The organism is Serratia nevei (assembly GCF_024160145.1).
GTDB classification, from domain to species: domain Bacteria; phylum Pseudomonadota; class Gammaproteobacteria; order Enterobacterales; family Enterobacteriaceae; genus Serratia; species Serratia nevei_A.
This window is the reverse complement of record NZ_JAMYWQ010000002.1, coordinates 326,454-351,366: the sequence shown is the minus strand read 5'-3', so window position 1 is coordinate 351,366 and position 24,913 is coordinate 326,454. Positions and strand designations below refer to the sequence as shown.

The 24,913-nt window shown below is 58.4% G+C and carries 21 protein-coding genes and 1 pseudogene; 7 read left to right on the top strand and 15 right to left on the bottom strand.

Annotation, left to right across the window (positions count from 1 at the left end; genetic code table 11):
* Positions 1 to 150: 150 nt before the first annotated feature.
* The 6 genes from lpxO to putP form a co-directional block, all read right to left on the bottom strand.
* Entirely contained in the window at positions 151 to 1,053 is a 903-nt protein-coding gene (gene lpxO / locus M6G53_RS03420) for a lipid A hydroxylase LpxO (RefSeq protein ID WP_049202011.1), read from the bottom strand.
* A 234-nt stretch (positions 1,054 to 1,287) separates the two neighbouring features.
* A complete protein-coding gene (gene phoH / locus M6G53_RS03415; RefSeq protein WP_015378226.1) occupies positions 1,288 to 2,076 on the bottom strand; it encodes a phosphate starvation-inducible protein PhoH in 789 nt (262 codons plus the stop codon).
* 719 nt (positions 2,077 to 2,795) lie between these two features.
* Positions 2,796 to 4,091 (bottom strand): iron uptake transporter deferrochelatase/peroxidase subunit, encoded by a 1,296-nt coding sequence (efeB, locus tag M6G53_RS03410; protein WP_253328918.1) that lies wholly within the window; start codon positions 4,089 to 4,091, stop codon positions 2,796 to 2,798.
* An 11-nt stretch (positions 4,092 to 4,102) separates the two neighbouring features.
* A complete protein-coding gene (gene efeO / locus M6G53_RS03405) occupies positions 4,103 to 5,239 on the bottom strand; it encodes an iron uptake system protein EfeO (protein ID WP_253328916.1) in 1,137 nt (378 codons plus the stop codon).
* Positions 5,240 to 5,259: 20 nt separating this feature from the next.
* Positions 5,260 to 6,105, bottom strand: a complete 846-nt coding sequence (gene efeU, locus M6G53_RS03400) for an iron uptake transporter permease EfeU (RefSeq protein ID WP_253328914.1) — start codon at positions 6,103 to 6,105, stop codon at positions 5,260 to 5,262.
* Positions 6,106 to 6,349: 244 nt separating this feature from the next.
* Complete coding sequence (gene putP, locus M6G53_RS03395; protein ID WP_253328912.1) at positions 6,350 to 7,834, bottom strand: sodium/proline symporter PutP; 1,485 nt, start codon at positions 7,832 to 7,834, stop codon at positions 6,350 to 6,352.
* 571 nt (positions 7,835 to 8,405) lie between these two features.
* On the opposite strand from putP, the gene putA reads away from it, so the two are divergent.
* Positions 8,406 to 12,377, top strand: coding sequence for a trifunctional transcriptional regulator/proline dehydrogenase/L-glutamate gamma-semialdehyde dehydrogenase (gene putA / locus M6G53_RS03390; RefSeq protein WP_253328910.1), 3,972 nt, complete (start codon positions 8,406 to 8,408; stop codon positions 12,375 to 12,377).
* A gap of 206 nt (positions 12,378 to 12,583) precedes the next feature.
* A pseudogene (locus tag M6G53_RS03385) lies at positions 12,584 to 12,679 on the top strand (type II toxin-antitoxin system HicB family antitoxin); the annotation flags it as partial.
* A 28-nt stretch (positions 12,680 to 12,707) separates the two neighbouring features.
* Here the strand turns inward: M6G53_RS03385 and tcyN are convergent.
* From tcyN to M6G53_RS03350, 7 genes are all read right to left on the bottom strand, one after another.
* The gene (tcyN, locus tag M6G53_RS03380) at positions 12,708 to 13,460 is read right to left on the bottom strand and encodes an L-cystine ABC transporter ATP-binding protein TcyN (protein WP_253328908.1); all 753 of its coding nucleotides are present in this window, start codon (positions 13,458 to 13,460) and stop codon (positions 12,708 to 12,710) included.
* A gap of 3 nt (positions 13,461 to 13,463) precedes the next feature.
* On the bottom strand, positions 13,464 to 14,126 hold the full coding sequence (tcyL, locus tag M6G53_RS03375; protein WP_015378233.1) for a cystine ABC transporter permease: 663 nt from the start codon (positions 14,124 to 14,126) through the stop codon (positions 13,464 to 13,466).
* Positions 14,126 to 14,926, bottom strand: a complete 801-nt coding sequence (tcyJ, locus tag M6G53_RS03370) for a cystine ABC transporter substrate-binding protein (protein WP_253328906.1) — start codon at positions 14,924 to 14,926, stop codon at positions 14,126 to 14,128. The genes tcyL and tcyJ overlap by 1 nt, the downstream gene beginning before the upstream one ends.
* Positions 14,927 to 15,041: 115 nt before the next feature.
* The gene (locus tag M6G53_RS03365) at positions 15,042 to 16,034 is read right to left on the bottom strand and encodes a D-cysteine desulfhydrase (RefSeq protein ID WP_253328905.1); all 993 of its coding nucleotides are present in this window, start codon (positions 16,032 to 16,034) and stop codon (positions 15,042 to 15,044) included.
* A gap of 123 nt (positions 16,035 to 16,157) precedes the next feature.
* Positions 16,158 to 16,667 (bottom strand): flagella biosynthesis regulatory protein FliZ, encoded by a 510-nt coding sequence (fliZ, locus tag M6G53_RS03360; protein ID WP_004934751.1) that lies wholly within the window; start codon positions 16,665 to 16,667, stop codon positions 16,158 to 16,160.
* 54 nt (positions 16,668 to 16,721) lie between these two features.
* Positions 16,722 to 17,444, bottom strand: coding sequence for an RNA polymerase sigma factor FliA (locus M6G53_RS03355; RefSeq protein ID WP_253328903.1), 723 nt, complete (start codon positions 17,442 to 17,444; stop codon positions 16,722 to 16,724).
* A gap of 182 nt (positions 17,445 to 17,626) precedes the next feature.
* On the bottom strand, positions 17,627 to 18,676 hold the full coding sequence (locus tag M6G53_RS03350; RefSeq protein WP_253328901.1) for a flagellin N-terminal helical domain-containing protein: 1,050 nt from the start codon (positions 18,674 to 18,676) through the stop codon (positions 17,627 to 17,629).
* A gap of 281 nt (positions 18,677 to 18,957) precedes the next feature.
* Here M6G53_RS03350 and fliD point away from each other — a divergent pair, with 281 nt between their 5' ends.
* The 4 genes from fliD (at position 18,958) to M6G53_RS03330 (ending at position 22,330) form a co-directional block, all read left to right on the top strand.
* Positions 18,958 to 20,358, top strand: coding sequence for a flagellar filament capping protein FliD (fliD, locus tag M6G53_RS03345; RefSeq protein ID WP_253328899.1), 1,401 nt, complete (start codon positions 18,958 to 18,960; stop codon positions 20,356 to 20,358).
* A 24-nt stretch (positions 20,359 to 20,382) separates the two neighbouring features.
* Positions 20,383 to 20,793 (top strand): flagellar export chaperone FliS, encoded by a 411-nt coding sequence (fliS, locus tag M6G53_RS03340; RefSeq protein WP_004934758.1) that lies wholly within the window; start codon positions 20,383 to 20,385, stop codon positions 20,791 to 20,793.
* On the top strand, positions 20,793 to 21,161 hold the full coding sequence (gene fliT, locus M6G53_RS03335; protein WP_038876898.1) for a flagella biosynthesis regulatory protein FliT: 369 nt from the start codon (positions 20,793 to 20,795) through the stop codon (positions 21,159 to 21,161). The genes fliS and fliT overlap by 1 nt, the downstream gene beginning before the upstream one ends.
* Before the next feature lie 308 nt (positions 21,162 to 21,469).
* A complete protein-coding gene (locus M6G53_RS03330) occupies positions 21,470 to 22,330 on the top strand; it encodes a helix-turn-helix transcriptional regulator (protein WP_253328897.1) in 861 nt (286 codons plus the stop codon).
* Between the two features lie 458 nt (positions 22,331 to 22,788).
* Here the strand turns inward: M6G53_RS03330 and M6G53_RS03325 are convergent, their stop codons facing one another.
* Entirely contained in the window at positions 22,789 to 23,715 is a 927-nt protein-coding gene (locus M6G53_RS03325) for a LysR family transcriptional regulator (RefSeq protein WP_253328895.1), read from the bottom strand.
* 129 nt (positions 23,716 to 23,844) lie between these two features.
* On the opposite strand from M6G53_RS03325, the gene M6G53_RS03320 reads away from it, so the two are divergent.
* Positions 23,845 to 24,444, top strand: a complete 600-nt coding sequence (locus M6G53_RS03320; protein ID WP_253328893.1) for an FMN-dependent NADH-azoreductase — start codon at positions 23,845 to 23,847, stop codon at positions 24,442 to 24,444.
* A 117-nt stretch (positions 24,445 to 24,561) separates the two neighbouring features.
* Here the strand turns inward: M6G53_RS03320 and fliE are convergent, their stop codons facing one another.
* The gene (gene fliE / locus M6G53_RS03315) at positions 24,562 to 24,876 is read right to left on the bottom strand and encodes a flagellar hook-basal body complex protein FliE (protein ID WP_253328891.1); all 315 of its coding nucleotides are present in this window, start codon (positions 24,874 to 24,876) and stop codon (positions 24,562 to 24,564) included.
* Positions 24,877 to 24,913: the final 37 nt, after the last annotated feature.

Genomic DNA, 24,913 nt, shown 5'->3' with positions numbered 1-24,913 from the left:
TATGAACAGGCGAAATGGCTGGTACTACCAGGGCGCAGAGAGCGAAGTTATCCTAGAGAACTCCGGGCCAGAAGCAGGAAATATCCAGATAAAAAAGTTGCTGGTCACCCTTAAGTGACCAGCATTACGCACCCTGCGCCCCTGTCTTTGTTATACCGAGAAGAATATCGCCGCGGCGATCCCCCCGAACAAAATCCACTTGATGATGTAATAGCCGGTGCGGTTCCAAGCCTTCAGGCGTTTCCCCACCCGGCGTATCGCATAGATGTATTTGAACATCTTGTTGACGCCGCCGGTGCGATCGCCCTCTTCGTTCGGCGCAGTGGCGGCGCTCATCAGATTGCGCCCCAGCCAGTGGTTCACCGCCTGCGCCCAGCGGTAACGCATCGGCCGTTCGATGTCGCAGAACAGGATCAGGCGATTCTGCCCGCTCTGATTTTCCGCGTAGTGCAGGTAAGTTTCATCGAACATCACGCCTTCACCGTCGCGCCAGCTGTAGCGCTCGCCGTCCACCTCGATGAAGCAGCGGTCATCGTTGGGGGTCATCAGCCCCAGGTGATAACGCAGCGAACCGGCGTAAGGATCGCGGTGGCGCGGCAAACGGCTGCCATCCGGCAGTTCGGCGAACATCGCCGCCTTGACCGAAGGCAGGCTGCGCAGCAGTTCGGTGGTCTGCGGGCACAGGGTCATGGCGGAAGGATGGCTGTCTTCATACCATTTCAGATAAAAGCGTTTCCAGCCGGTCTTGAAGAATGAGTTGAAACCGGCATCGTTGAACTGATCGGACGCTTTGATCTGCTGGATCTCCATCAGCTTCTGCCCTTCGTCGCGGATGGTTTCCCAGTTGTCCCGCAGCACCGCCAGCTCAGGGAACTGCTCCGGCTTCAGGTAAGGCGTGGTCGGCACGCGAGAAAACAGATACATGAAGACGTTCAGCGGAGCGGTAAAGGTGGAATGGTCAGACAGCTGCCGCCACACGTTGTAACGCACCCGCCCGCGGTAATGCACATAGACGACGCATAAAATAAGCAAAATCAGAATGATATATTTCATGTTTGAATCGCATCAAGGAACCCACACTCAATGCGCCGCGCGGCGCACACCCCAGATAGTGTCCTTCTGGCGACGCACGCAAGTTGCGCGCCAATCTGGAACCCATTAATCATTAACGGGAACTCAACGAAAATCTATACAAAAAGCCACAATAATTTACACAAAGGCTAAACGAGATGATAAATGGGGGCGATAAAAAAGGCCGCCGAAGCGGCCTTTCCATTAGCGGATAGGTTAACTGTAAGCATTGAGCGTGCGCTGGCACAATGCGGAGCGTACGCAGTCCTGTTTCTCAAAGCGGATGACGCCGATCATTTCGTCCTCTTCGAAGCGCTCCAAGGCGTCGCTGAGGCCGGATTTCACGCCGCGTGGCAAGTCGCACTGGGTCACGTCGCCGTTAACAATCACTGTCACGTTTTCTCCCAGGCGGGTCAGGAACATTTTCATCTGGCTGGCGGTCACGTTCTGGGCTTCATCCAGGATAACGACCGCATTTTCGAAGGTGCGTCCGCGCATATATGCAAACGGCGCAATCTCTACCTTGCCGATTTCCGGGCGCAGGCAGTACTGCATAAAGGAAGAGCCCAAACGGCGCACCAGAATGTCATACACCGGGCGGAAATAAGGCGCGAATTTCTCGGAGATATCCCCCGGCAAGAAACCGAGGTCCTCATCCGCCTGCAAAACAGGACGGGTAACGATAATCCGATCCACCTCTTTATGAATCAGCGCCTCCGCCGCCTTGGCGGCGCTGATGAACGTTTTGCCGCAGCCGGCTTCGCCGGTGGCGAAGATCAGCTGCTTATTCTCTATGGCTGATAAGTAATGACCCTGAGCTTCGGTTCTAGCCTCGATGGGTGAGCTATCGCGCTTGTCTCGCGCCATGCCGATAGACTCGACTCCTCCCATTTGCACCAGCGAGGTCACAGACTCTTCTTCCAGCTGGCGATGACTACGAGCGTCACGACGAATAACGCGTTTCGCTTCACGACGTGCTTTGATCACTGCTTTCTGTCTACCCATAGTGGCACCTTACAGTTTGTTTCACCTACCGCAACGGCCAGGCCGCGCGATTATGTTTCACACACGTATTAGGTTTTGGCCTCCTCCGAGCCAATAAGAGCCAAGGGACGAGATGAATCGACGGCAACGCTTCGGCGCCGTGTCTTCACGGGATAACGTGGACTGCATCAGTAAACGTGGCGTAAAAAGCGATGAGATTCGGTAGCGATAAGAGTGCGGAGTTGCCGGTAAAAGAGAGTCGGAGAGAGAACCCTCGTAACAACGAGAAATCAGGGGAGATGTGTTATTTTTCCTTTCCAGCCCAACCAAGGACTTTACCATTAGCGATCCCCGCAGTGATATTTACAGCTTCAGGCTGTACACCGTGTGAAAACTACCGCCAGATGATTACAGTATAATGACATTCAAACCCGCAACGTTACTAAAATGTAAAAAAAATTTAATATCTTTTGTTTTCAGTTAGCGCAAAAACACTATATCACGCTCGGCACGTCATTCCAGAGAAATTTTATCCATATAAATATCAATAAATTACATTTAAAAATCGAGAATGACACTTTGGTTTCCTGATTAAAATTTACACAACCCAAAGTCGGCGGGCCGTTCAGATTTTTTAATCCGCAGGCGAAAGATTGAATTGAACTCCGTCGCTTAATGCCCCGCTCAATAGGCAAGCTAAAGTAAAACGAGGCGGAAGATCCCGCCCCGTCATTCGGCGTTCAGGCTTTGAGCAGGCCGCTGGCCAGATAATCGCCCCCCTCTTTCACGCCCGGCAGCACGAAGAAATATCCGCCGCCGATCGGCTTGATATACTCCTCCAGCGCTTCGCCGTTCAGCCTTTTTTGCACCGTCAGGAAACCTTTTTCCAGATCGGCCTGATAGCACACGAACAGCAACCCCATCTCCAACTGGCCGGCGTTGGATACACCGAGGGAATAGCTGTAACCGCGGCGCAGCATCAGGCTGCTCTGGCTTTCCGGCGTTCGCGGGTTGGCCAAGCGGATATGCGCATCCATCGGGATCACCTTGCCGTCCGGATCGTTGGCATAGTTCGGCTCGTCATGCTCATGCTTCATGCCAAGCGGCGCGCCGCTGTGCTTCTCACGGCCAAAAATCGTCTGTTGCTCCTGCAGTGGGGTGCGATCCCAGAACTCGACGCGAAAGCGAATAATGCGCGCCGCCTGGTAACTGCCGCCCACCGTCCACGCCGGCTCGCCGCCGTTGTCCCCGACCCACACCACTTTGTCCATCAGCGGTTTGTCGTCGGTTTTCGGATTGGCGGTACCGTCTCTAAAGCCCAACAGGTTGATCGGCGTCTCTTTACCTTTGCTGCGCGCCGCATGCGCGGAGATGAACCCTTCCCGCTTCCAGCGCACGCTCAGCAGATCCGGCGAATGCTTGATGATATCGCGCAGCGCGTGGAGAGCGGTTTCATTGGTATTGGCGCAAATCTGCAGCAGCAGGTCGCCGTGGCAAAGCGCCGCGTCCAATGCATCGTTGGGGAAACGGGTCATTCTCTCCAGCCGCAGCGGTTTGTGCGCCTGCAGGCCAAAGCGATCGTCGAACAGCGATGCGCCGACCGACACGGTGATGGTCAGGTTGTCCGGGTAAATCTCCGGCCCCATGATGCCGGAATCGAGCGGCGGCAGTTTGGGATCTACCTTCGGCGCCTCGCCGCCATGGGTCAGGAACGCGATGCGATCGGTCAGCAGCCGAAACAGGCGCTCCAGATCCACTTTGTTGGTCGCCAGCACGTCGAACGCCACCAGCATCATCGCCGCCTGCTGCTGGGTCAGCACCCCGGCCTGATGGCGGCCATAAAACGGCTGCTTCTGCCAGCGTTCGTCCTGTGGCGCGGCCAAGGGTTCCGCCGCTTTATCCGCAGCCGCCTGCGCCAGACGACTGCCGCCCAGCGCCAGCGCGCCCAGCCCCAACCCCTGCAGCAAACGGCGACGGGAAGGCGACGCCGCTCCCTGCGTTTGCGGCCCGTTATGCGGGCCAGCCTTGTTGCTCATAACAGGATGCCTCAGTCCAGACCCAACACGCCGCGCAGCTGGGACAGATCTTCCGCCAGGGTGGTGATCGGCCCTTTCAATGCCGTGCGATCGGCATCGGTCAGCTTTTCATAAGACTCATAGCCGTCTTTGGTTTGGTACTTCGCCAAAATGGCGTCCACGGTTTTGAAGTTGGCGTCGATTTTGTCCAACAGCGGTTTGTTGGCCTTGACCAGCAGCGGGCGCAGCAGGTTGACTATCTTCTGCGCGCCATCGACGTTGGCCTTGAAGTCCCACAGATCGGTACGGCTGTAACGGTCTTCTTCACCGCTGATCTTGCTGGCCGCCACTTCTTCGATCAGCCCGGCTGCGCCGCCCACCACCTTGCTCGGCGGGAAGGTCAGTTCGCTCACGCGCTTTTGCAGCTCCACGGTATCCTGATACAAGCGATCGGCGTATTGCCCCATGTCCTTGGTGGAATTATCGGCAAACAGCGCTTTCTCCAGGCGGTGGAAACCGGTGAATTTCGGATCCGCCGCTTTTTTCTCGTAGTCGTCTTCACGCGCGTCGATGCTGCTATCCAGATCGGAGAACAGCTCGGCGATCGGCTCGATGCGCTCATAGTGCTGACGGGTCGGCGCATACAGCTTGCGCGCCAGCGCCACGTTGCCGGCCTTTACCGCGTCGGTAAACAGCTTGGTCTGCTTCACCAACCCGTCGACTTCTTTGGTGACGTAAACCTTGTATTCGGCGATCGGGCCGACCAGATCCAGCGCGTTCGGTTTACCGTCGGTGGCCGCATTGGCCGCCGCGGTGACGGTCAGTTTGCCTTTCGGGTTGCTCAGCAGCCCACAGGTCATATCATATTCGCCCGCTTCCAGCGTGGCGGTCATTTTCTGGGTGAAGCCCGGCGCGATGTTCTCGCGCTCTTCCACCACCATCACCCCTTTCAGGATTTCCCATTCGACGTTTTTCTGGCTGGTGTTGTGCACCACAAACTGCGTCTTGCCGGCCGGCACCGTCAGCTGCATCGGCTCGCACTGCTTGTCGTTGACCGTGACGTTGACCTGCGGCACGTCCGCCGCCAACGCGTCGAGGCTCAGCGCAAACGCCGGGATAGCCAGTAATGCTGCGTGCAACGCCTTGCGGCGAAATAACGGAGTAGACATACGAGATTCCCTATTAAACATTAATGATTGATTTTACGTTGCGCCGGGGCCGTTGCCGGCTCCGCGCGCTGCGGCAGGAAAAAGAAAATCAGCGCCGGGATCAGATACAGGAAGTAAACCGCCACTTCGCTGACCGTCGGCGCTTCCTGATAACCGAGAATGCCCTCCAGCAGGGTGCCGAACAGCGAATGGGTCGACAGGGTGCTGCTGAAATCGAAGGCGATATCCTGGAAGTGATTCCACAAGCCGGCCTCATGGAAGGCGCGGATCGCGCCGGCGGCCAGCCCGGCGGCGACGAACAGAATGAACAGGCTGGTCCATTTGAAGAATTTGGCGAGGTGCAGCTTCACCCCGCCCCAGTAAATCATCATGCCCAGCACGATGGCGGCCACCAGGCCGAGCACCGCGCCGATCGGCGCCGCGACGCCCACGTCTTGCTGGAACGCTGCCAGCAGGAAGAACACCGATTCCAGCCCCTCGCGCGCCACGGCAAAGAACACCATCGCCACCAGCGCCCACCCCTGTCCTTTACCGGCGCTGAGCGCCTGATCAATCGCCCCTTCCAGATGCACCTTGACCGACCTCGAGACCTTGCGCATCCAGAACACCATGTAGGTGAGGATCACCACCGCCACCACCGCCACGATGCCTTCGAACAGTTCCTGCTGCTTCTGCGGGAACTCGCCGGTGGTTTCATTGATGAAGATACCGAGCGCCAGACACAGCGCGGCGGCGACGATCACGCCGATCCACACCGCGCCCAACCATTGGCTGCGCTGCGTGCGCTTCAGGTAGCCGGCGATCAGGCTGACGATCAGCGCAGCTTCCAGGCCCTCGCGGAACATGATAAGGAAGGGAACGAACATAAATAATCACCTTAGAAAAGGCCATGACGGCAATGTGCACAGGCATGAAGCGAACCGCCGTGCCAATGTAAAGAAAAGTAAACTCAACGAGAGTGATTATCATTCTGCCAACAAGAAATACAAGAGGCGCGACGGTGATTTTTTCTAATCAAATGTCGCCAGGTGTTACAGCCGGATGACGGTGACAACCAGGCAAAAAGAAGGGGCGCTCGATGCGCCCCTTGCTCACTGATATCGAACGGCGTTACACCGTTTTATACTCGGCTTCCGCCTGATCGAAACGCTCGGTCATGGTGGCAGACGGTTGGCGGCCCATCAGGCTCACCACCACGATGGCGACACAACCCAGAATGAAGCCCGGGATGATTTCGTACAGGCCCAGCCATTCATACTGTTTCCAGACGATCACCGTCACCGCGCCGACCAGCATGCCGGCCAGCGCACCGTTGCGGGTCATGCGCGACCACATCACCGAGATCAACACCACCGGGCCGAAGGCGGCGCCGAAGCCGGCCCAGGCGTAGCTCACCAGGCCCAGTACGCGGTTCTCCGGGTTGGCCGCCAGCGCGATGGCGATCAGCGCTACCACCAGCACCATCACGCGGCCGACCCACACCAGCTCACGCTGGCTGGCGCCTTTGCGCAGGAACGCCTTGTACAGGTCTTCGGTGATCGCGCTGGAACACACCAGCAGCTGGCAACTCAGGGTGCTCATGACCGCCGCCAGAATCGCCGACAGCAGCACGCCCGCCACCCATGGGTTGAACAGCAGCATCGCCAGTTCGATGAACACGCGCTCGCCGTTCTGCGACACATTACCGGCCTGATCCGGGTTGTTGGCGAAGTAAGCGATGCCGAAGAAACCGACGGCGATGGTGCCGGCCAGGCACAGGATCATCCAGGTCATGCTGATGCGACGCGCGCTGCGGATGGTGCGGTGAGAATCCGCCGCCATGAAACGCGCCAGGATGTGCGGCTGGCCGAAGTAGCCCAGGCCCCAACCCAGCAGCGACAGGATGGCGACGAAGTTCAGCCCCTTCAGCATGTCGAGGTTGGCCGGGTTCTGCGCCTGGATCACCAGCATCGAGGTATCGATGCCGCCGACGGCGAAGATCACGATCACCGGCGTCAGGATCAGCGCGAAAATCATCAGGCTGGCCTGCACGGTGTCGGTCCAGCTTACCGCCAGGAAACCGCCGATAAAGGTATAGAGGATGGTCGCCGCGGCGCCGGCCCACAGGGCGGTTTCGTAGCTCATGCCGAAGGTGCTTTCGAACAGACGCGCACCGGCCACGATGCCGGAGGCGCAGTAAATGGTGAAGAACACCAGGATGACGATGGCCGAGATCACCCGCAGCAGCTTGCTGTTGTCTTCAAAACGGCTGGTGAAATAGTCCGGCAGCGTCAGGGCGTTGTTGTTGGCTTCGGTATGCACGCGCAGCCTTCCTGCCACCAGCTTCCAGTTCAGGTAAGCGCCGATGGTCAGACCGATGGCGATCCAGCTTTCGGAGATACCGGAGAGAAAGATGGCGCCCGGCAGGCCCATCAGCAGCCAGCCGCTCATGTCGGAAGCGCCGGCGGACAGCGCGGTCACCACGCTGCCCAAACTGCGGCCGCCGAGAATGTAGTCATCAAAGTTGTTGGTTGCCCGGTAGGCAAGCAGGCCGATCAGCACCATCCCGAAAATGTACACCAGGAAGGTCACCAGCATAGGGGTGCTCATTGTCATTTAATTCTCCACTTTCATTATTATTCGCGTTCCGCTTCGGCCTGGGTGATGGCCGGGAACGGACGCGCAATGCATTGCACTGGCCGCTGCGCCGGAACGTGGCGCATCCCTCGAGCAAGTGCAGGTAAAATAGTTTCTGCCCGTAATTGTTGACCGTCGGTTATCCTAGATGAGCCTTTCATCAACCAACAAGATATTTAACAACAAAGTTACACAAAGTTTACCCTGCGTCACATTTACTGCGCCCAAAGGTTGCACTCACGACAAGCAAAATGAGTTGCACCCAGTCATTACCCTTATATAGCGCAGGGTAAAGCGCCCGCGGCGTAATAAATCCCGCCGCGTTTGCTCAATAAGGCAACATTCATGCCAACAGGCGATGTTAAAAAATCGATGAAACTCACACTTCGTTCATCGGCCTGATTTAACAAGGTTGCACAAAGTTGCAACATGCAGGATATTGTCTGCATTCGTAACACCACACATCTCACGAACCTATCCCAACAGGCTTTCCGGCCTGCTGTTTGTCTAGCCTGATGGGATAGGTTCTAAACACAGGAGTTGGATTGGCATGGGCACTACCACAATGGGCGTGAAACTCGACGAGGCAACACGCGACCGGATCAAGAGCGCCGCGCAGCGCATCGATCGCACGCCGCACTGGCTCATCAAGCAGGCCATCTTTAATTACCTCGAGCGTCTCGAGAGCGGCACCGATATTCCTGAGATCCCAGCGCTGGCCACGGCGGCTCAGCCGGAAGCGGACGACATTATGCCGCAAGCGCAGGAAGAGTCACACCAGCCATTCCTCGATTTCGCCGAACAAATTCTGCCGCAGTCGGTCACCCGCGCCGCCATCACTGCCGCCTATCGCCGCCCGGAGACCGAAGCGGTGCCGATGTTGCTCGAACAGGCGCGATTACCCGCCGATCTTGCACAGGCCACTCACAAAATGGCCTATGGCATCGCCGAGAAATTGCGTAACCAAAAAAGTGCAAACGGCCGCGCCGGCATGGTGCAAGGCCTGCTGCAAGAGTTCTCCCTCTCCTCGCAGGAAGGCGTGGCGCTGATGTGCCTGGCGGAAGCGCTGCTGCGCATTCCGGACAAACCGACCCGCGATGCCCTGATCCGCGACAAGATCAGCAACGGCAACTGGCACTCGCACCTGGGGCGCAGCCCGTCGCTGTTCGTCAACGCCGCCACCTGGGGCCTGCTGTTCACCGGCAAGCTGGTGTCCACGCATAACGAAGCCAATCTGTCCCGTTCACTGAACCGCATTATCAGCAAGAGCGGCGAACCGCTGATCCGCAAAGGCGTGGACATGGCGATGCGCCTGATGGGCGAACAGTTCGTGACCGGCGAAACCATCGCCGAAGCGCTGGCCAACGCGCGCAAGCTGGAAGAAAAAGGCTTCCGCTACTCCTACGATATGCTGGGCGAAGCCGCCCTGACCGAAGCCGACGCCCAGGCTTACCTGGTTTCCTACCAGCAGGCGATCCACGCCATCGGCAAAGCCTCCAACGGCCGCGGCATCTATGAAGGCCCCGGCATCTCCATCAAGCTCTCCGCCCTGCACCCGCGTTACAGCCGCGCGCAGTACGAACGCGTCATGGAAGAGCTCTACCCGCGCCTGCTGTCGCTGACCCTGCAGGCGCGCCAGTACGATATCGGCATCAACATCGACGCCGAAGAGGCCGACCGCCTGGAGATCTCGCTCGATCTGCTGGAGAAGCTGTGCTTCGAACCGCAGCTGGCCGGCTGGAACGGCATCGGCTTCGTGATTCAGGCCTACCAGAAACGCTGCCCGTTTGCCATCGACGCGGTGATCGACATGGCGCAACGCAGCCGCCGTCGCCTGATGATCCGTCTGGTGAAGGGCGCCTACTGGGACAGCGAAATCAAACGCGCCCAGATGGACGGCCTGGAAGGCTATCCGGTCTACACCCGCAAGGTCTATACCGACGTTTCCTACCTGGCCTGCGCGCGCAAGCTGCTGTCGGTGCCGAACCTGATCTATCCGCAGTTCGCGACCCACAACGCCCATACCCTGAGCGCCATCTATCACCTGGCCGGCAACAACTACTACCCTGGCCAGTACGAGTTCCAGTGCCTGCACGGCATGGGTGAGCCGCTGTACGAGCAGGTGGTGGGCAAAGTGGCCGACGGCAAGCTGAACCGCCCTTGCCGCATCTATGCGCCGGTCGGCACCCATGAAACGCTGCTGGCTTACCTGGTGCGCCGCCTGCTGGAAAACGGCGCCAACACCTCGTTCGTCAACCGCATCGCCGACGCTACCCTGCCGCTCGACGAACTGGTGGCCGATCCGGTCAGCGCCGTGGAAGCGCTGGCGGCCGGCGAAGGCCAGATTGGCCTGCCGCATCCGCGCATTCCGCTGCCGCGCGAGCTGTACGGCGAGAAGCGCACCAACTCCAGCGGCCTGGATCTGTCCAACGAACAGCGTTTGGCCTCGCTCTCCAGCGCCCTGCTCACCAGCGCCAGCCATCCGTGGCGTGCGGAACCGATCATCGACGCCGAATTGGATCAGGGCGTGGAACAACCGGTGATCAACCCAGCCGAGCCGGGCGATGTGGTCGGCTACGTGCGTGAAGCCACCGAAGGCGAAGTCAGCCGTGCGCTCGACGCCGCTGCGGCCGCCGGCCCAATCTGGTTCGCTACGCCGCCGACGGAGCGCGCCGCGATCCTCGAGCGCGCCGCCGAGCTGATGGAAAGCCAGCTGCAAAGCCTGCTCGGCATTCTGGTGCGCGAAGCGGGTAAAACCTTCAACAACGCCATCGCCGAAGTGCGCGAAGCGGTCGATTTCCTGCACTACTACGCCGGCCAGGTGCGCGACGATTTCGCCAACGACAGCCACCGCCCGCTGGGCCCGGTGGTCTGCATCAGCCCGTGGAACTTCCCGCTGGCGATCTTCACCGGCCAAATCGCCGCCGCGCTGGCGGCGGGCAACAGCGTGCTGGCCAAACCGGCCGAGCAAACGCCGCTGGTCGCCGCGCAGGCGGTGCGCATCCTGCTGGAAGCCGGCATTCCGCAAGGCGTGCTGCAGCTGCTGCCGGGCCAGGGTGAAACCGTCGGCTCAACGCTGGTCAACGATGCCCGCGTCCGCGGCGTGATGTTTACCGGTTCCACCGACGTCGCCGGCATTTTGCAGCGCAGCATCGCCGGTCGTCTGGATCCGCAAGGCCGGCCGACGCCGCTGATCGCCGAAACCGGCGGCCTGAACGCCATGATCGTCGACTCTTCCGCCCTGACCGAACAGGTGGTGACCGACGTGGTGGCCTCCGCCTTCGACAGCGCCGGCCAACGCTGCTCCGCGCTGCGTATCCTGTGCATTCAGGAAGACGTGGCCGAGCACACGCTGCAAATGCTGCGCGGCGCGATGGCCGAATGCCGCATGGGCAATCCGGAGCGTCTGTCTACCGACGTGGGCCCGGTGATCGATGCCGAAGCCAAAACCGGCATCGAACGCCACATCCAGGCGATGCGCGCCAAAGGCCGCAAGGTGTACCAGGCCGCCAAAGGCAGCGCGCAGGATGAGAAAGAGTGGGCGCGCGGCACCTTCATCAAGCCGACGCTGATCGAGCTCGACAGCTTCGACGAGCTGCAAAAAGAGATCTTCGGCCCGGTGCTGCACGTGGTGCGCTTCCAGCGCAACAATCTGGACGCGCTGGTCGATCAGATCAACGCCGCCGGTTATGGCCTGACGCTGGGCATTCACACCCGTATCGATGAAACCATCGCTCGGGTGACCGAACGCGCCAAGGTCGGCAATCTGTACGTCAACCGTAACATGGTCGGCGCGGTAGTCGGCGTACAGCCGTTCGGCGGTGAAGGCCTGTCGGGCACCGGTCCGAAAGCCGGCGGCCCGCTGTACCTGTACCGTCTGCTGGCCAACCGGCCGGACGACGCGCTGCAACGCACGCTGCACCGTCAGGACGAAGAGCGTCCGATGGAAGTCACCGCGCGGCCGCAGCTGTTGGGCGCGCTGCAATCGCTGGAAAAATGGGCGGTCACCAGCCAACACGGCGACCTGGCGGCATTGGCGCAGCGCTATGCGGAACTGGGCCAGGGCGGCACCGTACGTCCGCTGCCGGGCCCAACCGGCGAGCGCAATACCTATGCCCTGCTGCCGCGTGAACGCGTGCTGTGCCTGGCGGATAACGAAGCCGACGCGCTGATCCAGCTGGCCGCCGTGCTGGCGGTCGGCAGCTGCGCGCTGTGGCCGGAAGCGGAGCTGCAGCGCAACCTGTTCCGCCGCTTGCCGAACGATGTGCAGGCGCGCATCGCCTTTAGCAAAGACTGGCAGCAGGACAAGGTCGAGTTCGACGCCGCCATCTATCACGGCGATGCCGATCAGCTGCGCACCCTGTGCGAGCAGATTGCCCAGCGCGGCGGCGCCATCGTCTCGGTGCAGGGCTTCGCTCACGGTGAAACCAACATCCTGTTGGAGCGCCTGCTGATCGAGCGTTCGCTGAGCGTCAACACCGCCGCCGCCGGCGGTAACGCCAGCCTGATGACCATCGGTTAACGCATCGTCAAGGCGGCCATGCATTGCCGCCTGATTGGCTCACCGCTACGCAAACCCTGCACTTGTGCAGGGTTTTTTATTGCCCACAGCTCGGTCAGCCGTTAGCGTCTTGATCCTTGCATGAAGATGTGGTGCCTCATGGGCGATAACAGCAGGGTGAGCTCAGAACGGATTAGTCTGCTTGCAAACCGCGGCAGAACGCTACGAGTCGCATTGACTCTCGGGTTCGGCAACATCCGGGATACGGTAGTCGCAGCGGGTTTCTCGCCGCCGCGCGAAACGAATTGTTGAAAGCGGAGTGAACACGGACGGGGGAGCTCCCCCGCCGTCTTATTGATTCAGGAACTTGTCGAGGAATTGCCGGGTGCGCTGGTGCTGAGGATTGGCGAACAGCGCTTTAGCCGGGCCCTGTTCGACGATGCGGCCGTGATCCATAAAGATAACCCGGTCGGCCACGTCGCGGGCAAAGCTCATCTCATGGGTGACGATCACCATGGTGCGTTTCTCTTCCGCCAATGAGCGCATGGTATTGAGCACTTCCCCCACCAGCTCGGGATCGAGCGCCGACGTCGGCTCATCGAACAAGATCACCTCCGGCTGCATCGCCAGCGCGCGCGCAATAGCCACCCGCTGCTGTTGGCCGCCGGACAGCCGCCGTGGATAAGCCTGCTCTTTGCCGCTCAGGCCCACCTTGGTCAGCAAGGCGCGAGCGCGCTGTTCCGCGCTGGCTTTCGCCTCACCCTTGACGACCACCGGCCCTTCGATAATGTTCTCCAATACCGAACGGTGCGGGAACAGGTTGAAGTTCTGGAACACGAAACCGACCTGCTGACGCAGCGCCCGCACCTGACTCTTCTGTTTGCTCAGCGGCTTGCTGCCGTCGATCAGAATATCGCCGACGCGAATGGTGCCGGAATCCGGCTCCTCCAGCAGGTTGATGCAGCGCAGCAAGGTGGTTTTCCCCGAACCGCTCGGGCCGATGATCGCCACCACTTCGCCCGCGTCCACCGCCAGATCGATCCCGTGCAGCACCGTTTGTCCCTTGAACTGCTTGGTCAATTGCTTAACTTCAATGGCACTCATGCGCTACTCCTGATCCTGGCGATTCACGTGGGCTTCCAGGCGGTTTTGCAGCGCGGAAAGCAGGGTCGCCATGACCCAGTAAATCAGCGATGCCGCCAGGTACATGGTGAACACCTCCAGCGTGCGCGAGGTGATGAGCTGCGCCTGACGGAACAGTTCCGGCACCTGAATGGTGGCGGCCAGCGAGGTGTCTTTCACCAGGCCGATGAAGCTGTTGCCCAGCGGCGGCAAGGCGGTGCGCGCTGCCTGCGGCAGGATCACCCGGCGCAGGGTTTGCCAACGGGTCATACCGATGCTGGCGGCGGCTTCCCACTGCCCTTTGTCGATCGACGAAATCGCCGCACGCAGCGTTTCCGAGGTGTAGGCGGCGGTATTGAGCGACAGCCCAATCAGCGCCGCCGGGAAAGGATCGAACTCGATGCCGAACTGCGGCAGACCGTAGTAGATCATAAACAGCTGGGCGATCAACGGCGTGCCGCGGAACAGCGACACGTAAATGCGCGACAGCCACGACAGCGGCCACAGCGGCGAAAGGCGCATCAGCGCCAGCAGAAAACCGAGCAGCAAGCCAAACGCCATGCCGCCCAGGCTGAGCTGAAGCGTCAGTATTGCACCCTTCAATAAAAATGGCGCTGAATCCAGCGCCAGTTGAATACTTTCGTGCATTATTTCGTTACGTCCGCGCCAAACCATTTCTCGGAGATCTTCGCCAGCGTGCCGTCTTTTTGCATCTCGGCAATCGCCTGGTCAATCGCGGCCAGCAGCTCTGGGTTGTTCTTGCGCAGCGCCACGCCGGATTCCTGACGAGAGAACGCCGGGCCGGCTACCGCCAGCGTATCGCCGGTTTTCTTCACCAGATCCAGGGCCGCCAGGCGATCCACCAGAATGGCGTTGATGCGGCCGACGCGCAGATCCTGATACTTGGTCGGGTCGTCGTCATAGGTGCGCACATCTACGCCCTGCACATGCTCACGCAGCCATTGCTCATAGTTGGTGCCCAGACCCACGCCGACCTTCTTGCCTTTCAGGTCTTCCGGTTTGGTGATGGTGCCTTCATTGCCTTTTTTCACCAGCGCCTGAATACCGGAAACGGTGTAAGGGGTGGAGAAGTCATATTTTTTCTTGCGCTCATCGGAGAGCGTCACCTGGTTGATGACCACGTCGATGCGTTTCGAATCCAGCGATGCCAGCATGCCGTCCCACTTGGTCGGATTCAGCTTGGCTTTCACGCCCAGATGTTCCGCCAGCGCGTTGGCGAAATCCACTTCGAAACCGGTCAGCTTGCCGTCTTCCCCCTGGAAGCTGAACGGCGGATAGGTGCCTTCCAACCCGACGATCAGCGTGCCGCGCTGTTTCACCTGCTGCAGCAGATTGTCGGCAGCGTAGGTTTGGGTCGCCAAACCGGCGGCCAATGCGACACCTGCCACGCCCAACAGCCATTGACGACGAACTTTCGCAAACATCATAAACACCCCTGTGTGTTAGTTATCTTTTTTGATATCAGCACTTTAACAGTGCGACCGTCCGCATAAAGGAATATAACCTTATAAATATAGTTCAAAATGGAATAACAAGCGGTATTTACACCTGCGGATGGTAGGCGAACAGCGCCGGCGCACCGCCGGTGTGAACGAACAGAATGGGGCCTTCATCGCGGAAACGCCGCTGGGCGATGCCGTCGATCAAACCGGCCATCGCTTTGCCGGTGTACACCGGATCCAGCAACACGCCCTCTAGCTGCGCCAGCAGCTGCACCGCCGCCATGCCCTCTTCGTTCGGCATGCCGTACTGCGGCGCGAAGTAATCGTCCCACAGCGCGATCGACGCCAGCTCGTCGATATTCAGCGAACAGGCCAGGGCTTTCTGGATCTGCTCCACCTTCGGCAGCTGATCGATCACGGTGCGCGAGACGGTCACGCCGATCAGTTCGGTTTCCGGCAGCAGCTGCTGCAGCCCCACCGCCAGCCCGGCGTGGGTGCCGGCGCTACCGGACGCCACCACCACCGAACTGAACGCCACGTTGCTGCGTTGGCTCTGTTCGGCGATTTCCAATGCGCACTGCACGTATCCCAAGGCGCCCAGCGCATTGGAGCCGCCTACCGGCACCACGTAAGGGCGGAAGCCCTGCGCCTCGAGGCGCGTCGCCAGTTCCGCCAGCTGCTGCTGCGGATCGTGCAGCGCTTCGCACATCACCACCTCGGCGTTGAACAGCCCAAGCAACAGGCGGTTGCCGTTGGTCAGGTAGTTTTCCGCACGGGTATCGATCGGGTTTTCCAGCAGCGCGACGCAGTGCAGGCCCAGTTTCGCCGCCACCGCCGCCGTCTGGCGCACGTGGTTGGATTGAATGGCGCCGGCGGTGACCAGCGTATCGGCGCCTTGTCGCAGCGCATCGGCGGCCAGAAACTCCAGCTTTCTCAGCTTGTTGCCGCCCATTGCCATAGGCGTGACATCATCACGTTTAAGGTAGATTTCGCGGCCGAGGTAATCGGAGAGACGGGACAGCTTTTCCAGCGGTGTGGCAGCGCCAACCAGGTCCAGACGCGGAAATTGCGCCAGTTGTTGTTGCAGGTTCACTACTTCCCCCCAGGGAATCGAGTATCGACATCGGATAAGCGATAGATTTATCAGATGTGAACCGAATAATCATCCTTTATCACGGGGGAACGGCAGACCCCGGCCCCACGGCCGGGGAAAGTCTCAGTAGCTGCGCTGCCAGGCGAGATACTGATCGTATTTGCGCAGCGCAATGCGGTAGTTGTTGTGCGCAGCAGTAGGCAGGTCGTCGATGATGCGCTGGTGGCTGGCACTGTTGGCGAACTTGTCCGCCGGGTAGTTGCGCGCCACCAGCATTTCGTCCAGCCGACGCAGCCGCACCACGTACTCGCGGATGGTGCTGTGGCTCATCTCGGTCTGTTCGAACAGATACTGTTTGAACGCCATGATATCGAAATAGCTCGGGTGGCTGTTGCAGGAGATCTCGCTGCAAAAGCGGCACAGCGCGGTCAGCTCGTGCTGCACGTTTTGCCAGACCGCATCGTCGATCGGCTGATCCATACGCGCGATGGCTTCTTTATTGATGATCTTGCCTCGAAACACCAGCGCCATACGGTCCAACAGTTTGCCGCACTGGGAGCAATGGGTCTGGCTGTGCTTGTAATCTTTCAGGTAACGGCTAAGCGGCCGTTTCTTCAACAGTATTCCTGGCATAAAGGGCAGTCCGATTGTCGCATGTGTCATCGAGTTGGGGGGCGGCAGCCGCCGTCAGGTATCGTTCGCCAGCCGCGCGCGCAGCCGTTTGATCGCCTGGCTGTGCAGTTGACTGACCCGGGATTCCCCGACGTCCAGCACGGCGCCGATCTCTTTGAGATTCAACTCTTCCTGGTAATACAGCGTCAGCACCATTTTTTCGCGCTCCGGCAACGCCTCGATGGCGTCGATCACTCGCTGGCGCAGGCTGCCTTCCAACAGGTGATGCAGCGGGTTGGCCTCTTCATGCCCTTCCAGCATCGGTTCCGCGTTCTCGCCATGCTCCTCGCGCCATTCGTCGTAGGAGAAAAGCTGGCTGTTATTGGTGTCCAACAGAATTTGACGGTACTCATCCAGTGAGATATTCAGCGTCTGCGCCACTTCCGTCTCGCTCGCCGGGCGGCCGTGACGCTGTTCCAATTGCCGCATCACCTGTGCAACCTCGCGCGCATGGCGCCGCACGCTGCGCGGCACCCAGTCGCGGCTGCGCAGCTCGTCGAGCATCGCGCCGCGGATGCGCTGCACCGCATAGGTGGTAAAGGCGGTTCCCTGTAGGGCGTCATAACGCTCAACGGCGTTCAACAGCCCGATTCCCCCCGCCTGCAGCAAATCGTCAAGCTCCACGCTGGCGGGCAGCCTGACCTGCAGGCGCAACGCCTCGTGGCGCACTAACGGGACGTAGCGCAGCCAGAGAGAATTTTTGTCCATCACGCCTTCGGCGGTATACAGATCGCTCACTATGTCTTAAACCTGCGGATAAGAGAGTCAGCGCTATTATGCGTAGGGGGAGGAATGCCAATCGGCTGAACAGTCGCACAAAACGGGCTTTATTTATGCCATGTAATCACCGCGCGGTGCGCGAGCATAAAAAAACCCCGCCGAGGCGGGGTTTCTTTGCGACAGTTAATCGGGAGAGACGATTAACGCAGCAGGGACAGGACGTTCTGAGTAGACTGGTTAGCCTGTGCCAGAACAGAGGTGCCAGCCTGTTGCAGGATGTTGGCACGGCTCATGTTGGACACTTCGGTCGCGTAGTCAGCATCCTGGATACGAGACTGAGAAGCAGCCAGGTTGTTAACGGTGCTGTTCAGGTTGTTGATAACAGAATCGAAACGGTTCTGTACCGCACCCAGGGAAGAACGCAGGCCGTCAACCTGTGCCAGCGCTTTGTCCAGGGTATCCAGTGGGTTTTTGATGGTAACGTCAGCGCCTTCGGTTACAACGCCTGCATCACTGATTTTTGCTTCTTTGTAGGTTTTGGTGCCGTCAGTTGCGGTGGTCTGCACGTAGTTAACCGCTTTACCGTCTTTATCTTTACCAGCAACCAGCTCTTTACCTGCTGCCAGGGTGGATTTGGTTGGATCATAAGTAACATCCGCGCCGCTGTCAGCTTTAACAACGGTACCGTTAGTCACGGCTGCACCAACAGATGGACCTTTGTCGGTCACGTTGAAGGTATCCAGACCCAGTTGCTTAGCGTCGATTTTTTTCAGGTCGATATCGATGGTTTCACCGTCGTTAGCGCCAACCTGGATGGTCAGTTTCTGATCGCTGCTCAGCACTTTCACGCCGTTGAAGTCAGTCTGCTCGGAGATGCGGTTGATTTCAGACAGACGCTGAGTGATTTCGTCCTGGATGGATTTCAGGTCGCTGCTGGAGTTAGAACCGTTCTGAGCCTGTACGGTCAGACGACGGATGTTCTGCAGGTTGTCGTTAACTTCGTTCAGTGCGCCTTCAGTGGTCTGCGCCAGAGAGATACCGTCGTTGGCGTTGCGAGAAGCCTGAGTCAGACCTTTGATGTTAGCGGTGAAACGGTTAGAGATCGCCTGACCCGCAGCGTCATCTTTCGCGCTGTTGATACGCAGACCGGAAGACAGACGCTCAATCGCAGTACCCAGAGAAGACTGAGATTTGTTCAGGTTGTTCTGCGCCATCAGAGACAGGCTGTTAGTGTTGATTACTTGTGCCATTGTTTGCTTTCCTTACGAGTCAGTTGCGTTCTTCGCAACACAGTTAAAAGGTTCGGGCTTGTTTGCCCACGGCGTCAACCACCGTCCCCTCAGGTATCGGCCCTCCCCTAACAACCTTTAGCAATTTTTTAAAATTTTTTGCGCTTGCGGCAATGGCGGAAATAACGCGTTTTTTCCCTCCTCTATTGCGCCATCGCTTTTTTGTTTTTTTCGGTAAACTTTTTCACCATTGGGCCGATAACGCGTAAAGCGTATAAAGTCATTATCAAGGAGAATTACCAATGGCAACGATCAGTTCATTAGGTCTCGGCTCAGGACTCGACCTCAACGGTTTGCTGGACAAGCTGACCAAAGCGGAACAACAGCGCCTGACCCCTTACACCACCAAACAATCCAGCTATAACGCCCAGTTGACCGGTTACGGCACGCTGAAAGGCGCACTGGAAAAATTCGACAATCTCAGCAAAGAGATGGCGAAAGAGGACTTCTTCAAGGCCACCACCGCCACCGAACACGATGCCTTCAAGATCACCACCAACGCCAAGGCGGTACCGGGCAACTACGTGGTGGAAGTGAAGAATCTGGCGCAGGCGCAAACGCTGACCACCCAGGCGCCCATCAGCGAGCAGACCGCCAAGTTAGGCACCGACGGCGCGACTGACCGTTCCCTGACCATCACCGCCGGCAATCCGCCGAAAGAGACCAAGATCCCGCTCAGCGACGATCAAACCTCCTTGGTGGAACTGCGCGACGCCATCAACGGTGCCAAGGCCGGCGTCACCGCCAGCATCATGCGCGTCGGCGACAACGATTATCAGCTGGCGGTCAGCTCCTCCTCCACCGGCGAGAACAACAAGATTTCCCTCCAGGTCGACAATGACGACAAACTGGGCGATATCCTGAACTACAAAGCCACCCGCGGCACCGCCACCGCCATGAAGCAAACGGTAGAGCCACAAGATGCGGAACTGGTGGTGAACGGCACGGAAATTAAACGCAGCACCAACTCGATCAGCGATGCCTTGCAGGGCGTCACCATCGATCTGAAAACCAAAACCAAACCTGATGAAAAACAAAACCTGGTAATCAGCACCAACACCGCCGGCACCACCGACAAAATAAAAGAGTGGGTCGACGGCTATAACTCGTTGTTGGACACCTTCAATTCGCTGACCAAATTCACCCCGGTTAAAAGCGGCGAAGCGCCAAACCCCAGCAACGGTCCGCTGCTGGGCGACAACACCCTGCGCGGTATTCAGTCTTCGATCAAAAGCGCCCTGAGCGCCGCCCAGGACAACCCGGAGTTGAAAGGCCTGGGCAACCTGGGTATTTCCACCAACACCAAAACCGGCAAGCTGGAAATCGACAGCACCAAGCTGAAAAAAGCGCTGGATGAAAAACCGGATCAGGTCAGCAATTTCTTCGTCGGCAACGGCAAAGACACCGGCATGGCCACCGAGATCCACAACGAGATCCAAAATTACATCAAATCCGGCGGCATCATCGAGAACTCGACCAAGAGCATCAATACCAACCTCGATCGCCTGAACAGCCAGATCACTACGGTCACGGCCAGCATTCAAAACACCATCGACCGTTACAAGCAGCAGTTCGTTCAGTTGGATACCATGATGTCGAAAATGAACGGCACCAGTAACTATTTGACCCAACAGTTCAAGTAACTCCTTAACAGGTAAAGAAACAGCATGTATAACCGAAGCGGCACTCAGGCCTATGCACAGGTCAGTCTGGAAAGCGGCGCGATGAGCGCCAGCCCGCACCAGTTAATCGTGATGCTGTTCGACGGGGCGCTCAGCGCCCTGCTTCGCGCACGCATCCTGATGAACCAGGGCGATATCGCCGGCAAGGGCATGGCGCTGTCCAAAGCCATCAACATCATCGACAACGGTCTGAAAAGCGGCCTCGACCCTCAACAAGGTGGCGAGATCGCCGAAAATCTGGCGGCATTGTATGACTATATGAAGCGTCGACTGATGCAGGCCAACCTGCACAACGACGAAGCGGCGATCGCCGAAGTGGTCAAGCTGCTGGAAAACATCGCCGACGCCTGGCGCCAGATCGGCCCCAACTACCAACCTTCGCAGGACGCCGTGTAATGGAACGTCAACAGCAGCTGTTAGCCGCCTATCAACAAATTTACAGTCTGAGCAGCCAGATGATCGCACTGGCGCAAACCGGGCGCTGGGAAGAGCTCGTCGAGCTGGAATTCGCCTACGTGACGGCGGTGGAGAAAACCGCCGCCTTTACCGGCCAGGCCGGCCCGTCGATGGCATTGCAGGAGATGTTGCGCAACAAGCTGCAACAGATCCTCGACAACGAAACCGAGCTAAAACGCCTGTTACAACAGCGCATGGATGAGCTGAAAACGCTGATCGAACAGTCCACGCGTCAAAACGTGGTCAACAATACCTACGGCCAATTTCATGACCGCGCGTTGCTGTTGGGGGAACCACAGGTCCGATAAGATCGACAATACTGACGAAAATGGATTAAATAGCACTATGCGCTATTACTCTCGGGTTACGTTAGGATATTAATCTATGGCATTTGAATTATTCAGTTTATGGGTAATTAGTAAAATGCGCGCTTCGAGCTTGGCTCTCACCTTAATGGATAAACATCATCCCGACACGGACGTTTTCTGTTCAGCAGGAAATTGATTTTTGATAGATAAAACACGCCGCTGTGTTTCACAGCCCATGGAAAAATGTTGCTCCAACGCTGATCAAAGCGTAAAGATATTCTCAGATAATGGCTGCGAAATGAATATCGATGGAACGTACAATTAATCTCTGTCCAGGAATTGGCGCCTCAGCGCACATCATTCAGCATACTGAATTATTATTCCCTTCAGTCTATTTTGAGCAACCACATCTGTATCTGATACAACAAGGCCATAAGCGCGTACGCTGGCAACAACATGAAGTGGTGGCTCATCCCGGCGAACTGTTGATTATCGACGGGGGACAGACGGTGGACATTATTAACGGCCCATCCAAAGAAGGTGTGTTCAGCTGCCAGTTGCTGACCTGTGACCCACTGTTGCTGAATATCCAGCCTCCGGCCGAGGAAACGCCGGCGCCGATGCCGTTCGATGCCGTTCTGGCGCTGCGCAACCTGCCCTGCGCCCTGAAGCACAGTTTTGAGACCACCAGTCTGGCGCTGGCGCTCCGGCAGCGTTTTCCCACCATCATCGTGCGTCACAAAATGCTGGAAATTCTGCTGTGGCTGGCCCAGTTCGGCATTCGTTTCATCCACAACGAAGCCAAGGATCTGACGCAGCGCGTGCGCCGCTGCCTGGCGACCGATCCGCACAGCATCTGGACGGCGGCCAAAGTCGCGGAAAGCCTGTCGATGAGTGAAGTGATGCTGCGCCGCAAACTGTCGATGGAAAACACCGCGTTGCGCAACCTGATGATCGACGTGCGCATGAGCAGCGCGCTGGCCCTGCTGCAATCGACCGACTGGCCAATCTCCGCCATTGCGCAACATGTCGGTTATGAAAGCGCCTCGCGTTTCGCCGAACGTTTTCGTAAACGCTTCGGCTTCGCACCAACCGCCATTCGCGGCCACCAAAGGATTATGGAACCCGGCCTCCAGGGCATCGAAACGCTGGCCGCCGGAGGAACATAAATAAACGCGCAACAAAATGGCTTTATTTGGCACAAATACCTAACAGTTGTAACAACGCTGAGATAGGCTACGCAACGTCCATCCGCCGAAAAGCGAATTAAGCGATGCGTAATGAAAAGCGATTATTTTCTCTGGCAATAATGTTGTTGGGACTGTGGCTGTTAGCATTGCTGTATGAAGAAGACATGATGCGTTTACTGGCCGCACAATAAAACGGCCAGGTTTTTTATCACCTGGTCAGACTTCAGCCCAATTTAACCACAACGCCAATTAATACGGCTAAAAAAGCCAGCATAAAAATACTGACCAGGCGCCATCTGGACTCACTTTTCCTGCTCATTGGCACGCCCCTAATAATAACCTTACTAATCAGGCCATAATAATCGGGTTACGCCCACTCAATATGTATGACAACGCGACTTTTCTCGCTCTGTTCGGCTGATTAAGCCACCCTTTCCCTATTTGCGCGCCGACTCTGCGATGAACGCCAATTTTCCCGGCAGCTCCGCCAGCAGTTTGTCCACCGCCAGCCGCAGCTTGAGCGGCTGGTAAGGCATAGAGGGCCACACGGCGTTCACCGGAAAACGGAGATTGGACTTACCGCGCATCACCTCTTTCAGCGTCCCCGCCATCAGCCGATCGCGTACCAACCACTCCGGCAGCCAGGCAATGCCGGCGCCGGCGGCAACGGCGTCGACGATCCCCTGCATATCATCCATCATCATCTTGGCCGGAGGCCTGAACGACCGCAGCTCGCCGTTTTCGTCGCGAAGTTGCCAGGCCAGCACGACGCCGGCGCGCAGATAGCCCACCGCCTGATGTCGGCTTAACGCGTCCACCGAGCGTGGTTCGCCGCAGCGCTGCAGGTAGTCGGGTGAGGCGCACAGGAGCATGCCATGTTCGCCCAGGCGTCGGGCCACCAGGCTGCCGCTGTCTGTCAGTTCGCCGATACGTATCGCCAGATCGAATCCCTCGTCGATCAGATCGATCCTGCGGTCGCTGAACGAGATTTCCAGCGTCAGCAACGGGTGCTCATGCGCCAGCGCCGTCAGCAAGGGCGCAATGCACAGATGGCCGAACAACACCGGCACCGAGACCCTGAGCCGCCCACTGACCCGCATCTTGCCGCTGTCCAGCTGGTGTTCCGCCGTCTGGATGCCCGCCAACGCCTGCCGACAGTGTTCGTAGTACAGCGCCCCTTCATCCGTCAGGCTCAGGCTGCGCGTGGTGCGCATAAACAGCATCACGCCGAGCCGCGCCTCCAGGCGCGACACGATTTTGCTGACCGCAGAGCGGGTCAGATGCAGTTTTTCGGCCGCGGCGGCAAAGCTGCCCCCTTCCGCCACGGCAACAAAAGCCGGCAGCGCGCTGAGATCGCTTTTCATCTTAATGTTTCCATAATGGAATCAATAAAGTGAAAACCTATCACCACTGATGAGCATTAAGCAATGATAACCTGCCGTCATTCCGGGATCCCCGGTGAAAGCCACAGATGACCGTCAGAGGACAACCGCATGAAAAAAATACTGGTGCTCAAATCCAGCATTATGGGAAACGACTCGCAGACCAATAACCTGATTGACCGCTATCTGGCGGAACGGCGGGCCAAAGGATACGAAGACCGGATCGTCGAACACGATCTGACGGCGTTGGATCTGCCGGTATTGGACGGCGAGCTGTTCGCTGCGCTGCGCGGTGCGGAAAACACCAGCCAACGCGTCATGGCGGCGGTGGCGCTTTCGGATCGACTGGTTGCCGAGCTGAAAGAGAGCGATCTGCTGCTGATCGGGGCGCCGATGTACAACCTTAACGTGCCGACCCCGTTGAAAAACTGGTTCGATCTGGTGGCGCGCGCCCGGGTGACGTTCAACTATACCGCCAGCTACCCGGTCGGGCTGGTGAAAGGCGTCAATGCGCTGGTGTTCAGTTCACGTGGCGGCGTACACGCCGGCCAGCCAACCGACGCCGTGACGCCCTACCTGCGCTCGGTGCTGGGGCTGATGGGGATCGGCGACGTGCAATTTATCTATGCCGAAGGGCTGGATATGAAACCGCACGGCCTCGCTCAGGGGCTGGCGAACGCCCACGCGCGCATCGCGGAATTGGCGGGTTGAGGCCTGTTCGATGCTGCTGATACTGCTGGTCATCGGCCCTTTTGCCCTCCTGCTGGCCGTCGAGATCCGTCGCTTTTGGCGACGGACCCGGCTCTGACAGGCGACACAGGCCGAGCATCACACCGGCATATTCATGATGTCCTGGTAGGCCGCCACCAGTTTGTTGCGCACCTGTACGCCCAACTGCAACGACACCGACGATTTCTGCAGATCGACCATCACATCGTTCAGGCTGATGCCCGGCACACCCAGCTCGAAGTCCTGCGCCTGTTTGCGCGCCGTTTGCTGGGTCTCGCTGATCTTGCCGAGCGCCGCGGTCAGTTCGCTGGCGAAGCTGACGCCCTGCGGCGCCGAATTTTGCCCCATTTTGCCGGCCTGAACCGCCATGGTCTGCATCTGCTGCAGCACCCCTTCAATGCCCTGAATCGCCATCTGGTCCTCAATCGTCTCGTCTCGCTGGACGAAGTTT

Excerpts from the sequence above, each read along its gene's own strand:
- tcyN (WP_253328908.1), bottom strand. The coding sequence starts at position 13,460 with ATGAGTGCCATTGAAGTTAAGCAATTGACCAAGCAGTTCAAGGGACAA.
- M6G53_RS03320 (WP_253328893.1), top strand. The coding sequence starts at position 23,845 with ATGAAAAAAATACTGGTGCTCAAATCCAGCATTATGGGAAACGACTCG.
- fliS (WP_004934758.1), top strand. The coding sequence starts at position 20,383 with ATGTATAACCGAAGCGGCACTCAGGCCTATGCACAGGTCAGTCTGGAA.
- fliZ (WP_004934751.1), bottom strand. The coding sequence starts at position 16,667 with ATGCCAGGAATACTGTTGAAGAAACGGCCGCTTAGCCGTTACCTGAAA.
- M6G53_RS03330 (WP_253328897.1), top strand. The coding sequence starts at position 21,470 with ATGGAACGTACAATTAATCTCTGTCCAGGAATTGGCGCCTCAGCGCAC.
- M6G53_RS03325 (WP_253328895.1), bottom strand. The coding sequence starts at position 23,715 with ATGAAAAGCGATCTCAGCGCGCTGCCGGCTTTTGTTGCCGTGGCGGAA.
- efeO (WP_253328916.1), bottom strand. The coding sequence starts at position 5,239 with ATGTCTACTCCGTTATTTCGCCGCAAGGCGTTGCACGCAGCATTACTG.
- efeU (WP_253328914.1), bottom strand. The coding sequence starts at position 6,105 with ATGTTCGTTCCCTTCCTTATCATGTTCCGCGAGGGCCTGGAAGCTGCG.
- fliE (WP_253328891.1), bottom strand. The coding sequence starts at position 24,876 with ATGGCGATTCAGGGCATTGAAGGGGTGCTGCAGCAGATGCAGACCATG.
- M6G53_RS03350 (WP_253328901.1), bottom strand. The coding sequence starts at position 18,676 with ATGGCACAAGTAATCAACACTAACAGCCTGTCTCTGATGGCGCAGAAC.
- putP (WP_253328912.1), bottom strand. The coding sequence starts at position 7,834 with ATGACAATGAGCACCCCTATGCTGGTGACCTTCCTGGTGTACATTTTC.
- putA (WP_253328910.1), top strand. The coding sequence starts at position 8,406 with ATGGGCACTACCACAATGGGCGTGAAACTCGACGAGGCAACACGCGAC.
- fliT (WP_038876898.1), top strand. The coding sequence starts at position 20,793 with ATGGAACGTCAACAGCAGCTGTTAGCCGCCTATCAACAAATTTACAGT.
- phoH (WP_015378226.1), bottom strand. The coding sequence starts at position 2,076 with ATGGGTAGACAGAAAGCAGTGATCAAAGCACGTCGTGAAGCGAAACGC.
- tcyJ (WP_253328906.1), bottom strand. The coding sequence starts at position 14,926 with ATGATGTTTGCGAAAGTTCGTCGTCAATGGCTGTTGGGCGTGGCAGGT.
- lpxO (WP_049202011.1), bottom strand. The coding sequence starts at position 1,053 with ATGAAATATATCATTCTGATTTTGCTTATTTTATGCGTCGTCTATGTG.
- tcyL (WP_015378233.1), bottom strand. The coding sequence starts at position 14,126 with ATGCACGAAAGTATTCAACTGGCGCTGGATTCAGCGCCATTTTTATTG.
- efeB (WP_253328918.1), bottom strand. The coding sequence starts at position 4,091 with ATGAGCAACAAGGCTGGCCCGCATAACGGGCCGCAAACGCAGGGAGCG.
- fliD (WP_253328899.1), top strand. The coding sequence starts at position 18,958 with ATGGCAACGATCAGTTCATTAGGTCTCGGCTCAGGACTCGACCTCAAC.